Origin of the sequence: Nostoc sp. KVJ3 (assembly GCF_026127265.1) — a bacterium.
Classification (GTDB): domain Bacteria; phylum Cyanobacteriota; class Cyanobacteriia; order Cyanobacteriales; family Nostocaceae; genus Nostoc.
Genome location: NZ_WWFG01000001.1, coordinates 2,690,630 through 2,704,142 on the forward strand (window position 1 = coordinate 2,690,630; position 13,513 = coordinate 2,704,142).

A 13,513-nucleotide genomic window follows, 5' to 3' on the forward strand; every position below is an offset into this window, starting at 1 on the left:
TAGGTTCCAAGTAATTGCTTTATGTATATTTAATATGATAATGTACTATACGCTTGATTTAAAGAAACATATATGCATTGTCAAGCAAGCTCCTTCTGAAAATATAAGTAAATTAATGGGTAACAAACTAGTGTATTTTGATAATACTCAAAAAACGAACAAATTTTAACATCGTCTCATAAGTTTTGTAGGTACAGCATGGTTTTTCAGCGCTGCTTCGTTGCATCTGGCTTGATAGCTTTCTTGGCATTTGGTTGTAGTGGTGGGGCAAACTCATCAATAGAAAATACTACACAAGTTGTCCAAGAAAGTAATGTAACCCAGCTTTTCATAGAAGCGAAGGCTACCCAAAAAGCAGAAGACTTTTTTCATCAAGGCAATCATTTATTAGATGGACAACGTTATGAAGATGCAATAAAAGCTTATGATAAAGCGATCGCCATCAAAATTGAGAATCCTGAAGCTTGGATTAACCGTGGCATAGCTTTAACATCGTTGCAACGCTACAAAGATGCTCTCGCATCTTACGACAAAGCGATCGCTATCCAACCCGACAAATATGAAGCTTGGTATAATCAGGGCATAGCTTTGACATCGTTGCAGCGCTATCAAGACGCTATTGCATCTTACGACAAAGCGATCGCTATCCAACCCGACAAATATGAAGCCTTAATTAACCGAGGCATTGCACTGACAAAGCTACACCGCTACCAAGATGCCATTGCATCTTACGATCGAGCGATCGCTATCAAGCCAGATTTACACCAAGCATATTACAACAAAGCTTGCTCTTATGCTTTACAAAATAATCTCGAATTAGCAATTGAAAACCTAGACAAAGCAATCAAGCTGCTTCCTGATAAATACAAAAAATTAGCGAAAACTGACCCAGACTTTAGCAAAGTACGTAGTGAAAAGCAGTTTCAGGAATTAGTGCAATAGTGTTTTATTACCACTACTCAGTGTAGAATATAAGCCTAACAAGATTTTTTCGTGATGCTAGCGATTTAAGATTAGACATGAAAAAATTGTTAATCACCGGAGCAAGTGGTTTTTTAGGATGGCATCTTTGCCAGCTTGCCAAACCAGAATGGGAAATTTATGGCACTTATTTTTCCCATCCTTTAGAGATTCCTGGCATGAAAATGTTAAAAGCGAACTTAACAAATTTTCAGGAATTGAAAAGTATCTTTAATGATGTCAAACCAACAACAGTTATTCATACTGCTGCACATTCGCAACCAAATTTTTGTCAAACTAACCCCAAAGAATCGCACGCAATTAATGTTATAGCATCCTGCAATATTGCCGGACTTTGCGCGGATAATTCGATTCCTTGTGCTTTTACCTCAACTGATTTAGTTTTTGATGGGTTAAATGCTCCATATAGAGAAACAGATGCCGTGTGTCCTGTCAACCTTTACGGTGAGCAAAAAGCGATCGCAGAAGCAGATATGCTAGAAAGATATCCCATGACCGCAGTCTGTCGGATGCCGTTGATGTTTGGTGCAGCAACACCTACAGCTAAAAGCTTTATTCAGCCATTTATTGAAACCTTACAAGCAGAAAAAGAACTAAGTTTATTTATAGATGAATTTCGTACCCCAGTAAGTGGAACCACTGCCGCGAAAGGACTTTTATTAGCATTAGAAAAAGTTAACGGCATCATTCACTTAGGTGGTAAAGAGCGGATTTCGCGTTATGATTTTGGAAAAATATTAGTAGAAGTATTTCAACTTCCCGCCACCGGACTTAAATCCTGCCGACAACAAGATGTGAAAATGGCAGCACCTAGACCAGCAGATGTTTCTTTGGATAGTTCTAAAGCTTTTGCATTGGGGTATCAGCCTTTATCTGTAAAGGAAGAATTGCAGGAATTAATCAATAGTCAATAATCTGATTATATTTGTTGTGTACCCAGCCAATGACGGAAGCTGGAGTGATAGAGACTATAATAGGTTTCTGCGTCAATTTGTTCCTGGTGCAAGAACTCAAGCCAATTTTCTAGAACTTCCTCAACTTCATACTCATCAGTATCAATAATTTGTGCAATTTCTTGCACTGATATTGCTTTTTGCTGCTGGATTAACACATTTAACACATCTATGCTGTGTTCCGTTACTTGTTCGGGTGGAATCATTTTGTGTAAATGCTGCTGATAATATGCTTCTAAAGCTGGTGAGAGTTGATTGTACTGGAAAGGTTGCGGGTAGAAATTGTCTGCGTTAGCGGAGCTTACCGTTCGCGTAGCGTCTCGCAGAGAAGGTATCGCACTTATTATCTGGCTAACATACATAAAATTATTTTCGCTCAAAGTGGTGGTGCGATCGCTAAATTCTTCCTCATTAATCTGGTGATTACTCAACCAAGATTTAAGATTCCCCCTACCTCCACTTAACAACGGGACAATATCGCCCCCCTTTTTAAGGGGGGTTGAGGGGATCTCTTGAGGGGTTAGGTAATTTTGCATATACGCTTGAATATCCCGCCGATTTTCTTCTGGATAATCTGCTAAATCCAGACTTTGGGAAGGCGTTTCAATTAATAAACCCGACTTCTCCCGCAAAAAAGGTCTACGAGTGAGGATAAAATAGACCCCATCCGGGAGATAGCGAGGAAGATAAAACAGATTAGTCCCAGGTGGTTGGCTATTGCGGTCAATGCAATTCAACCCATCAATAGCAATTATCAGTTTTGGATGAGGTTCTAACTCATCGCTGATTTGCTGGAGAAGATTAGAGAAAAACCAACTTCCCTCTGTAGCGTTATCAGGGAGGGAGGCGTAATTAAGCGAGTATTGATTAATTAGTTGCGTACAGATATTTCTGAGAAATTCGTCAGCACGATTTTTACCCTCAAGTTCGGCATTGTAATAAATAACTTGAGGATTATCTGCCACATATTTCGCGAGGATGGCACTTTTACCGCTACCGGGTTCGCCAATGATGGTAAAGTAACCGTGGCGATGGCGGTGAAGAAAGTTGTTAATAGCCGTGAAAACAAATTCACGACCGACAAAGTTGTGGCTTTTTTCTTGAATGATTTTCTCAAACTCCGGTGAATGTCCTCTGGAATTGATTGTAGTGGGTGGTCTGGGTGGTAAATTCATAGTTTTTTTGTACCTCATAGCTTTCAGCTTTGAGGATGTACCTCATAGCCACCGGAAGTGCTGTATATGCCGAAGCCAACATTATTAATGAAGTTTGGTTAGTAAATATTAACGAGCAAATTGTCGAAGTTTATCAACAGCCAACAGTCGCAAGATATAAGCATATTCAAAAGTTTGCTAGCGGTCAAAGTTTATCAATTACAGCCTTCCCCGACGTGAATATTAGCGTCAATGAAATCTTGGGTAGATAAAATTATTTCTTCCCTCATCCCTCTATCATGTTCTCAAGACGCAAAAAATGCACTCTACCTGAAGCATCTCCTGCCATAATTGTCATCCCATCTGGTGCAACTGCACAGCAATAGATGGGAAATTCCCCAATGAAAGTGGCAATAATTTCACCTGTTGATAGATTCCAGATTTTGAGGGTGGAGTCACCGTAGGCGGAAATCACCTGCTGTCCATTGGGGGTGACGGCGATGGCATTTACCGATGAGTTATGACCATTGAGGGTGTGTTGTATCTTCCCAGTAGCCAGATTCCAGATTTTGAGAGTGTTATCATCTGAGGCAGAAATCACCTGCTGTCCGTTAGGGGTGATAGCGACAGCATTTACAAAGGAAGTATGACCCTTGAGAGTGTGTTGTATCTGCCCAGTAGCCAGATTCCAGACTTTGAGGGTTTTGTCACAGGAGGCGGAAATTACTTGCTGACCATTGGGGGTGACGGCGACGGCATTTACCGATAATTCATGTTTATGTTTATGATAATTGTCACTGAATAAGGTGAATAGTTTGTTGCTGGTTATCCAATTTCTAATAGAGGTGAAAAATCCTTCTTTTCTAGTTGCGAGATTCCAGACTTTGAGGGTGGAGTCACCGGAGGCGGAAATCACCTGCTGACCATTGGGGGTGACGGCGATGGCATTTACCGATGAGTTATGACCATTGAGGGTAAATAGTATCTCCCCAGTTGCGACATTCCAGACTTTGAGGGTGGAGTCAAGGGATGCAGAAATCACCTGCTGCCCATTGGGAGTTACGGTGACGGCATTTACCCAAAGGCTATGACCATTGAGGGTGAATTGTTCATCCCCCGTTAACAGATTCCAGACTTTGAGGGTGTTGTCAAGGGATGCAGAAATCACCTGTTGCCCATTAGGGGTGACGGCGACGGCATTTACCGATGAGTTATGGCCAGTGAGAGTGAATTGTTCATCCCCCGTTGACAGATTCCAGACTTTGAGGGTTTTGTCACGGGAGGCAGAAATCACTTGCTGCCCATTGGGGGTGATGGCAACGGCATTTACCGATGAGTTATGGCCAGTGAGAGTGAATTTTTCATCCCCCGTTGACAGATTCCAGACTTTGATGGTGTTGTCACGAGAGGCAGAAATCACCTGCTGCCCATTGGGAGTTACGGTGACGGCATTTACCCAAAAACTATGACCATTGAGGGTGAATTGTTCCTCTCCCGTTGACAGATTCCAGACTTTGAGGGTGTTGTCATCTGAGGCAAAAATCACTTGCTGCCCATTAGGAGTGACGGCGACTGCATTTACTGAATCACTATGACCATTGAGGGTAAATTGTTCCTCCCCTGTTGCTAAATTCCAGACTTTGATGGTGTTGTCACGGGAGGCAGAAATCACCTGTTGTCTATTGGGAGTTACGGTGACGGCATTTACCCAAAAACTATGACCATTGAGGGTGAATTGTTCCTCTCCCGTTGACAGATTCCAGACTTTGAGGGTGTTGTCAAAGGATGCAGAAATCACCTGTTGCCCATTGGGCGTGACTGTGACAGCTTTTACCGAGTCACTATGACCATTGAGGGTAAATTGTTCCTCTCCTGTTGCTAAATTCCAGACTTTGATGGTGTTGTCACGCGAGGCAGAAATCACCTGTTGTCCATTGGGCGTGACGACGACTGCATTTACTGAGTCACTATGACCATTGAAGGTGAATTGTTCCTCCCCTGTTGCTAAATTCCAGACTTTGATGGTGTTGTCACGCGAGGCAGAAATTACCTGTTGTCCATTGGGGGTGACAGCGACGGCATTTACTGATGAGTTATGACCATTGAGTGTGAATAGTTCCTCTCCTGTTGCTAAATTCCAGATTTTGAGGGTGTTGTCATCTGAGGCAGAAATCACCTTTTGTCCATTGGGCGTGACAGCGACGGCATTTACATATAGATTATGTCCCTTAAGGGTGCGGATTAAGCGTCCCCCTGGTGGCGTTAAGCTAGGGTTAAAAGAACACAGCCAAGGCGTAGTTGTTCTTTCCTTTATTTTTACCAATAATGCCTGAATTTCCTCTGGCATTTTCTGATTTAGTAACCGTCCGTGCAACTGACTCTCTAATTGCCCCTTATCCACTGCTAAAATATGGGCTGACAGTCTCAATGCACCTTGAATCAATTTCAGACTTTTGATTTTCTCAGACTTGTCTTCTGGGTAATTTAATGTATCTGCATCATCAATCAAATCATAATCTTCAATTAGCGGCTGCACTCCAAACTCAGAATGATTAATCTTCGCTACGATAAAATCAAAATCAGTCAGAGTTTGGCAATACTTCTCCAAATTTCCCGACTTTATCAAGCTTGGCACTAAACTACCCAAATAAGCACGTTTAAAAGCGGGACTTTCTGTGGCTAACTTGTCTGCAAATTCTCCCATCTCACGCCATCTTCCTTACAAGATAGTCCGCAATGCGTTGGTTAACCTCTTGAAACAGCTTTCGTTTAGAGTCTAAAACCCGTTTTGCTTTTAGGAAGTCTAAAAAACTAGCGTGATAGATGCTGTAACAGTCTTCTCCCTTTATATTTTGCAGCTTTAAATACTCAACCCAATCCTTTAAAACCAATTCCACATTATATTCATCTTGTTGGGCAATAGCTGCAATCATCTCAGAGGGAATTGGCGTACCAATCTCAACTAAAATAAACAGGATAAATACCTTTACTTCCTGGGGTTGTTCATCCATCCCCATGCGCTGCCAATGGATTTGATAATATTCTTGCAGACCATCAGGTAATTGCTTTAAACTCAAGTCATTATAGTCACCATTAGCAATTGCTGGCAAAACATAGCGCAGGTACATGAAATTATTTTCACTCTTAGTTGCTACCTGCTCAACAAAATCGTCATCAGAAATATTACGGTCTTGAATCCATTGTCTAAGTGCATTTTTATAGTCTTTATCGTCATTCCAAAAGAACCGAATATATTCCTTGATATCTTCACGACTCAAATTAACATACTGACTTCCTCTTAAATCTAGCTCCTCTACCGGGACATCGGGTGCAGACAAGCGTTTTTTATCTCTGGTATAAGGTCGTCTAGTCAGCAGAAAATAGACACCTTCAGGAAGCAACGGCGGTAAATCTAAAAGATTCCCCCCTGTTTCTTGTTCCACTTCATCCAAAGCATCAACTACAATTACCAGACGATCGCCAGTAGTCAGTTTTTTGCTAACCTGTTCTAGTAAATCCGCCCGCTCAATTAGCGTTCTGGACATTTTGCAACTGGTAACGCTTAATTAATTGTTTGCGAATACTGTCAAGAAATAGCTCCGCTCGATTGCGACCGTCTGAGCGAATATTAAAATAGCATGGTGATTTATTGTCCCAGACGTATTTAGCAGCAATGGTACTCTTCCCCATCCCTGCATCACCTAATATGGTAAGATAACCACTGCGATTTTTGTCGCAAAACTGCTTAAAAGCCTCAAAAACAAACTTACGACCGCAAAACGAGCGAATTTTTTCTCTAATTAACGACTTAAATTCTGCTGGATACTCATCTAAATTCCATTGTGGGAAAGGCTCAAACTCTTTTGATTTACTTCTTTTAGCAACCTGAATAAATATTTCCCCAAATTCCTCCAACTGCGATCGCACTTCAATTCTCAACAATCGGATATCATAAGCTAAATCCTTACCCTGCAAAAACTTTTCTACTTCCTTGTAGAAACCCAAAGGATTATTAGAAGTATAAGCACTCCAAAAAGCGTTTTTAATCTCTCTTTCTCGAAAAAGATTCAAAATTACCTCCGGCTTACCCACACCATACTCAATTAAAGAGTAAACATAAACACCATCAACATCTTTGGGTGGCTGTACCGGGTCAAAATTGAATTGTTTTAAGGTTCTAACAACAGTTTCATTGCGTTGAACTTGATTAATAACTAGAGAACCCACAGGTTTAGCAATACTCTTAAGTGCATTAACTACAATATCAATACTCATCTTCACTATAGGTAGAGATAATTTTTACATCTGTAACCTATCCTAACGACAGATGACAAAATTTATCCCATTTACCACCATATAACAGCAATACTTTCACTAAGATTTGCTAACACTCCCTCTTCTCTCCTCCTCTGTGTCCTCTGCGCCTCTGCGGTTCGATATTTATTACTCATTAACCAAATGCGTAGGCCTAGTCTGTCGTAGACATCGCTCACCCATACCTAAAACATAGTGAAAAATAGTTCAATTATATAGCTGTTTTAAGTCCTAAACTTGCAGCTTGAGCTTCAAAGGTGCAACCGTCAACCTCAAAGGCTAACTTATCGCAATCTGACTCTTAACACTACATCAAAAAAGGTGGTTTATGGTCAAAATAATTCATATCATGTCCGCCAAATTACCCATAATAAAAGAACCCCTCTCCGCAAGCGGAGAGGGAAGACAAAGCATAGCTTTGACGGGGAGGGGTTCTTCGGGTTTAATAAGCAATCAAGCGGACATGATATCAGTTCGTGATGCCTAATTATTTAAAAATCCCCCCAACCTTCTTAAAAAGAGAGTTGGAGGGATCGAGTTAATTAAATTTTATTGGTTTATGCTGAATAAGCATCCATTGGCAGACAAGAACAAACAAAATTTCTGTCGCCAAAAGCCGCATCAATGCGACCAACAGCCGGCCAAAACTTATACTCACGAGTCCAAGGCGCAGGATAGGCAGCTTGTTCACGAGAATAAGAATGCTGCCATTCTCCAGTAATTAAACTTTCGGCGGTGTGGGGTGCATTCTTCAAAACATTATCTTGAACATCCACCTTACCTGATTCAATCTCAGCGATTTCTTGGCGAATAGAAATTAACGCATCACAGAAACGATCCAACTCTTGCTTAGATTCACTTTCTGTAGGTTCCACCATGATTGTACCCCCTACAGGCCAGGAGACAGTCGGCGCATGGAAACCATAATCCATCAGACGCTTCGCCACATCATCAATTTCGATCGCAGCTGATTTTTTTAGCGATCGCAAATCTAAAATACATTCATGGGCAACTAAACCATTTTTCCCCTGATACAAAACCGGATAGTACGATTCCAGTTTCTTGGCAATGTAGTTAGCATTGAGAATTGCCACCTTAGTTGCTTGGGTCAAACCATCAGCACCCATCATGGCGATGTACATCCAAGAAATCACCAATATACTCGCACTACCCCAAGGCGCAGCCGCCACAGCACCAATATTAGAGTGCTGAGTTGAGATGTCGATAGTAACAACAGGATGTCCAGGCAAAAATGGCACGAGATGAGATGCAACCCCAATTGGCCCCATACCAGGGCCACCGCCACCATGAGGAATACAGAAGGTTTTGTGCAAGTTTAAATGACAGACATCTGCGCCAATATCCCCAGGACGACAAATCCCTACTTGGGCGTTCATATTTGCCCCATCCATGTAAACTTGTCCACCGTGACTATGAACAACAGCGCAGATTTCCTGAATTGGTTCCTCAAAGACACCGTGAGTTGAGGGATATGTCACCATTAAGGCGGCTAATTCATTGCTATGTTTTTCTGCCTTCGCCTTCAGGTCATCAACGTCAATATTACCTTGTGAGTCACAGCCAACAGCCACCACCTTCATCCCACACATCACCGCACTCGCCGGATTTGTCCCGTGTGCCGAGGTGGGAATCAAACAGACATTGCGATGTGCTTCACCGCGATTTTCGTGATATTGGCGAATCACTAAAAGTCCAGCATATTCCCCCTGAGAACCAGCATTTGGTTGTAGAGAAATTCCGGCAAAACCAGTAATTTCAGCTAACCATACCTCAAGCTGCTTAAATAAGATTTGATAACCCTGAGTTTGCGACGCAGGTGCAAATGGGTGAATCTTGCCAAACTCCTCCCAACTTACCGGAATCATCTCTGCTGTTGCATTCAACTTCATTGTGCAAGAACCTAAAGGAATCATCGATGTTGTTAGCGATAAATCCTTAGCTTCAAGCTTGTGCAGATAGCGTAACAACTCAGTTTCTGAGTGGTAGCGGTTAAAGACTGGATGAGTAAGATATGTACTTTGACGGCTAAATGGTTCACCGTTTAAACCTGATTGGTGAATTATCCATTCCGTCTCTTGCACATTTAAAACAAACCCTAGCTCATCTTTCCCTGCAAAAATTTGGCATATATCTCGCACATCATCCAATGTTGTAGTCTCGTCCAGCGAGATACTAACAGTAGATGTATCAAAAATACGCAGGTTAATTTGACGGTCTTCAGCAGCTTGTAGAATTTCTTCCAAAGGTTTAGTTCCTAACTCTACCCGCAGCGTATCAAAGAAAGGCTTGGAACTAATGGTATAACCTAGTCGCTGCAACCACTCTGCCAAAATCAAAGTTCGGTAATGTATCTTCTGAGCTATTGTTTTAAGTCCATCTGGCCCATGATACACTGCGTACATACTCGCCATCACCGCCAGTAGCACCTGTGCAGTACAGATATTACTAGTAGCTTTTTCGCGGCGGATATGCTGTTCGCGGGTTTGCAACGCCAGACGCAATGCAGGTTTACCCTGAGCATCTTTTGATACACCCACAATTCGCCCTGGAACCAGCCGCTTATACTCTTCCTTCGTCGCAAAGTATGCCGCATGAGGCCCCCCAAACCCCAAGGGAATACCGAACCTCTGGGTGCTACCCACAGCAATATCAGCGCCAAATTCCCCAGGAGGGGTGAGTAAAGTTAAACTTAAAGGATCTGCTGCTACCGTCACCAATGCACCCTTAGCATGGGCTTTTTCTATAAAAGCGCGGTAGTCGTAAATAGTGCCATCACTTGCGGGATATTGTAGAACAGCCCCAAAAATTGGTAGATCAAAATCAAATGTTTGATGATCGCCAATAATAATCTTAATCCCTAATGGTTTAGCGCGTGTTTGCAACACGTCGATAGTTTGGGGATGGCAATCACCAGAGACAAAATAAGCATTGGCCTGATTTTTGGAGACACCATAGCTTAAACTCATTGCTTCAGCTGCGGCTGTAGCTTCATCAAGCAACGAAGCATTAGCAATTTCCAAACCTGTGAGGTCAATAATCAGGGTTTGAAAATTTAGCAGCGCTTCCAGTCGCCCTTGGGCAATTTCTGGCTGATAAGGAGTATAGGCAGTATACCAACCTGGGTTTTCCAAGATATTACGCCCAATTACAGGTGGGGTAATAGTGTCGTAATATCCCATACCAATGTATGAGCGGAAAACCTGATTTTTCGCAGCAACTTTTTTTAACGATGTCAGTGCTGCGTATTCGCTTTCCGCTTCTGGTAACTTTAGCGGTTGCTTCACCCGAATTGTCTGGGGAAGTGTTTTATCGATTAGGGCATCCAGGCTAGGAAACCCCAAAACCTTAAGCATAAGCTGGATGTCTTCGGAGTTAGGGCCAATGTGTCTTGGCACAAAACTACTTAACTTTTGACTTTTTTCGTCCAGCACTTGCTGCTCATTAGACTTGAGAATAGGGGCGTTCAATACCACAAATTAATCTCCAGATGGTACTATTTCATATTTTGCAATAAATACTCATGAGAAGTAGGTGTAACTTTTGAGTTTATCTAAATTTCATGACTTATTTTCGAGTGGAGTGGAAAGAGGCAGGGGGCAGGGAGCGGGGAGCAAGGGGGATAGAAAAGAGGCAAGGGAGCAGGCATCGGGGAGAGTTGGGGAGAAGAATTTGTAGTTTTTCCCCCTGCCCCCTGCCCCCTTACTCCCTACTCCCTACTCCCCTTCTACCTGGGCACGATACTCATCTGCTGTCAAAGCATCCTCAATTTCAGCAGGGTCATTGACGCGCACTTTCAAAAACCACCCTTCTCCGTAAGGGTCTTCTGACACTTCTTCGGGAGAATTAATTAAGGCTTCATTGCGTTCTATTACTGTGCCTGTGACTGGTGAATTCAGTTCTTCAACGGCTTTAACTGATTCAATTGTGCCAAAATTTTCTCCCCTGGTAAGAGCGTCACCAATTTCTGGCAGTTCCAAAAAGACGATATCACCCAATTCATGTACGGCAAACTCAGTAATGCCAATGGTGGCAATTTCGCCATCTATTCGCACGTATTCATGAGAATCCAGGTATCTGAAATCTTGAGGATATTCAAAAGACATATCACTTCCTCTCCCTTATTAAAAAAATTATTGCCTCAACAGTCATCCAAGCTATATCTGGTAATAAACCTGACTGTAGATTGAGTAACTCACAACACATTATTCCTCAAAAACCCCGGCTCTTATCAGTTGGCAACACGATTTTTTGACCGATAAAAGGGACGTTTAACCACAATTGCTGGATAAGCCTTGCCGCGAATTTCGACTTCTAGCTGTTGACCAACGGATGCTAACTGGGTAGGAACGTAGGCTAAGGCAACAGGATAACCAAGTGTAGGCGACAGAGTGCCACTGGTCACTTCACCTACAACTTTACCTGCTGATAAAACTTGGTAGCCATGACGGGCAATGTTGCGTCCTTGAGTTTGCAAACCCACCAATCGACGCTGTATTCCAGTAGCTTTTTGCTGTGCTAAAATTTCCCGACCAATAAATTCGCCTTTGGTATCTAAATGAACTAGCCACCCCAAACCTGCTTCTAAAGGTGTGGTGGTGTCGTCAATATCTTGTCCGTAAAGTGCCATCGCTGCTTCTAGTCGCAAGGTGTCTCTCGCACCAAGTCCACAGGGGATAACACCAGCTTTATGGAGATTTCGCCACAATTGTACCCCCACATCTGGGTCTACCATCACCTCAAAGCCATCTTCTCCGGTGTAACCTGTGCGGGCTAGGAAAGCAGGTTTCCCTAGTAGGGTTGCTTCTAAATGTCCAAAGGCTTTGATTAATTGTAAGTCTTCTTGCACTAGAGGCTGGAGATATTTAATCGCTTTTGGCCCTTGCACGGCAATTAAGGCTTTTTCTGGTGAAAGGTCTTGGAATTCCACTTTATCCAGGTCAAGGTGTTGCAATAGCCATGCTTTATCTTTACCAGAGGTTGCTGCATTGACAATAATGAATGCCTTCTGTATACCAGTGGTGTCTTCACCTTGGTAATAGACAATAATATCGTCAATAATTCCCGCTTGGGGATTTAACAATACGGTGTATTGCGCTTGACCGGGTTGCAAACGACTCAAGTCTGAAGGCACTAGAGGCTGGAGTTGGGAAATGAGGTTTTTACCTTGGAGGGTAAATTTACCCATGTGGGAAATATCGAACATTCCGGCTGTATTTCTGACAGCCTCGTGTTCGCGGCTAATGCCACTAAATTGCACGGGCATTTCCCAGCCACCAAAGCTGGTAAAGCGGGCTTTGAGTTCTACACCGACTTGATATAAAGGGGTTCGCGCCAGAGATTGGGCGTTGTCTTCTTGATTAGCCACAGATAATTTTGCGTAGATGCGGAGCAACTTGCCGTTAGGCATCGCACCTCAACATCTATCATCCTACGAGAGATTAGGGAAGAGGTGACAGGTGATAGGGATAGGAATAATCTCTACCCTGTACCCTATTCCCTTCTTCACTCCTTTGTCCTTCTCTGTGAGGTTTAATAGTTAATGGTGAAAGTGTTGAGATTTATTAAGAAGAGATTATGAAATATTGCCGACTGTTAGCTAGCTTTGTTTTAGCTATGGTTCTTTTTTTGTTTCCCCTATCGGCACAAGCTGCAAGTTCTTCGAGTATTACCCGTTCGGTGGGTAATGATGAACTCAAGGGCAAAGATTATTCTGGTCAAAGTTTAATTGGCACTGAGTTTACCAATCTCAAATTAGAGAGTGCTAATTTTAGCAATGCTGACTTACGTGGTGGTGTGTTTAACGGTACTTTATTGGAGGGAGTAAATCTGCATGGTGCTAATTTTAGTGAAGGTATAGCTTATTTAACCAGGTTTAAGGATGCTAATTTAAGTGATGCTATATTGACTGATGCGATGATGCTACGTTCTACTTTTGATGGCGTGGATATCACAGGTGCTGATTTTACCAATGCAATTTTAGATGGGACACAAGTGAAAAAACTTTGTCTTCAGGCAAGTGGTGTAAATTCTAAAACTGGTGTAGATACTCGCCAGTCTTTAGGATGTAAGTAGAATCTTACTCTGTGTCTT

11 protein-coding genes are annotated in these 13,513 nt (G+C 42.4%); 4 read left to right on the forward strand and 7 right to left on the reverse strand.

Going from position 1 to position 13,513, the window contains the following annotated elements; genetic code table 11:
• The first annotated feature begins 198 nt into the window (after positions 1 to 198).
• Together GTQ43_RS10475 and GTQ43_RS10480 are read left to right on the forward strand one after the other, a co-directional pair.
• A complete protein-coding gene (locus tag GTQ43_RS10475) occupies positions 199 to 942 on the forward strand; it encodes a tetratricopeptide repeat protein (protein ID WP_265272551.1) in 744 nt (247 codons plus the stop codon).
• Positions 943 to 1,019: 77 nt separating this feature from the next.
• Entirely contained in the window at positions 1,020 to 1,895 is an 876-nt protein-coding gene (locus GTQ43_RS10480; protein ID WP_265272552.1) for an SDR family oxidoreductase, read from the forward strand.
• A gap of 5 nt (positions 1,896 to 1,900) precedes the next feature.
• Here GTQ43_RS10480 and GTQ43_RS10485 read toward each other — a convergent pair whose 3' ends face one another.
• Complete coding sequence (locus GTQ43_RS10485; protein ID WP_265272553.1) at positions 1,901 to 3,109, reverse strand: ATP-binding protein; 1,209 nt, start codon at positions 3,107 to 3,109, stop codon at positions 1,901 to 1,903.
• A gap of 35 nt (positions 3,110 to 3,144) precedes the next feature.
• Between GTQ43_RS10485 and GTQ43_RS10490 the strand changes: the two genes are divergently transcribed.
• A complete protein-coding gene (locus GTQ43_RS10490) occupies positions 3,145 to 3,360 on the forward strand; it encodes a Uma2 family endonuclease (RefSeq protein WP_265272554.1) in 216 nt (71 codons plus the stop codon).
• 14 nt (positions 3,361 to 3,374) lie between these two features.
• Here GTQ43_RS10490 and GTQ43_RS10495 read toward each other — a convergent pair whose 3' ends face one another.
• The 6 genes from GTQ43_RS10495 to gcvT form a co-directional block, all read right to left on the reverse strand.
• Positions 3,375 to 5,792: a WD40 repeat domain-containing protein gene (locus GTQ43_RS10495; protein WP_265272555.1), complete on the reverse strand. Its 2,418-nt coding sequence runs from the start codon at positions 5,790 to 5,792 to the stop codon at positions 3,375 to 3,377.
• A 1-nt stretch (position 5,793) separates the two neighbouring features.
• Positions 5,794 to 6,633, reverse strand: coding sequence for a transcriptional regulator (locus GTQ43_RS41440; RefSeq protein ID WP_321162451.1), 840 nt, complete (start codon positions 6,631 to 6,633; stop codon positions 5,794 to 5,796).
• Positions 6,614 to 7,363 carry a hypothetical protein gene (locus tag GTQ43_RS41445; RefSeq protein ID WP_321162452.1) on the reverse strand — a complete coding sequence of 250 codons (750 nt, stop codon included), beginning with the start codon at positions 7,361 to 7,363 and terminating at the stop codon, positions 6,614 to 6,616. The genes GTQ43_RS41440 and GTQ43_RS41445 overlap by 20 nt, the downstream gene beginning before the upstream one ends.
• Positions 7,364 to 7,959: 596 nt before the next feature.
• The gene (gene gcvP, locus GTQ43_RS10505; RefSeq protein WP_265272556.1) at positions 7,960 to 10,896 is read right to left on the reverse strand and encodes an aminomethyl-transferring glycine dehydrogenase; all 2,937 of its coding nucleotides are present in this window, start codon (positions 10,894 to 10,896) and stop codon (positions 7,960 to 7,962) included.
• Positions 10,897 to 11,136: 240 nt separating this feature from the next.
• A complete protein-coding gene (gene gcvH / locus GTQ43_RS10510) occupies positions 11,137 to 11,526 on the reverse strand; it encodes a glycine cleavage system protein GcvH (RefSeq protein ID WP_265272557.1) in 390 nt (129 codons plus the stop codon).
• 125 nt (positions 11,527 to 11,651) lie between these two features.
• Positions 11,652 to 12,788 (reverse strand): glycine cleavage system aminomethyltransferase GcvT, encoded by a 1,137-nt coding sequence (gene gcvT / locus GTQ43_RS10515; RefSeq protein ID WP_265273725.1) that lies wholly within the window; start codon positions 12,786 to 12,788, stop codon positions 11,652 to 11,654.
• A gap of 209 nt (positions 12,789 to 12,997) precedes the next feature.
• On the opposite strand from gcvT, the gene GTQ43_RS10520 reads away from it, so the two are divergent.
• Entirely contained in the window at positions 12,998 to 13,495 is a 498-nt protein-coding gene (locus GTQ43_RS10520) for a pentapeptide repeat-containing protein (RefSeq protein ID WP_265272558.1), read from the forward strand.
• The last annotated feature ends 18 nt before the right edge of the window (positions 13,496 to 13,513 follow it).

Excerpts from the sequence above, each read along its gene's own strand:
- GTQ43_RS10475 (WP_265272551.1), top strand. The coding sequence starts at position 199 with ATGGTTTTTCAGCGCTGCTTCGTTGCATCTGGCTTGATAGCTTTCTTG.
- GTQ43_RS10480 (WP_265272552.1), top strand. The coding sequence starts at position 1,020 with ATGAAAAAATTGTTAATCACCGGAGCAAGTGGTTTTTTAGGATGGCAT.
- GTQ43_RS10485 (WP_265272553.1), bottom strand. The coding sequence starts at position 3,109 with ATGAATTTACCACCCAGACCACCCACTACAATCAATTCCAGAGGACAT.
- GTQ43_RS10490 (WP_265272554.1), top strand. The coding sequence starts at position 3,145 with ATGTACCTCATAGCCACCGGAAGTGCTGTATATGCCGAAGCCAACATT.
- GTQ43_RS10495 (WP_265272555.1), bottom strand. The coding sequence starts at position 5,792 with ATGGGAGAATTTGCAGACAAGTTAGCCACAGAAAGTCCCGCTTTTAAA.
- GTQ43_RS41440 (WP_321162451.1), bottom strand. The coding sequence starts at position 6,633 with ATGTCCAGAACGCTAATTGAGCGGGCGGATTTACTAGAACAGGTTAGC.
- GTQ43_RS41445 (WP_321162452.1), bottom strand. The coding sequence starts at position 7,363 with ATGAGTATTGATATTGTAGTTAATGCACTTAAGAGTATTGCTAAACCT.
- gcvH (WP_265272557.1), bottom strand. The coding sequence starts at position 11,526 with ATGTCTTTTGAATATCCTCAAGATTTCAGATACCTGGATTCTCATGAA.
- GTQ43_RS10520 (WP_265272558.1), top strand. The coding sequence starts at position 12,998 with ATGAAATATTGCCGACTGTTAGCTAGCTTTGTTTTAGCTATGGTTCTT.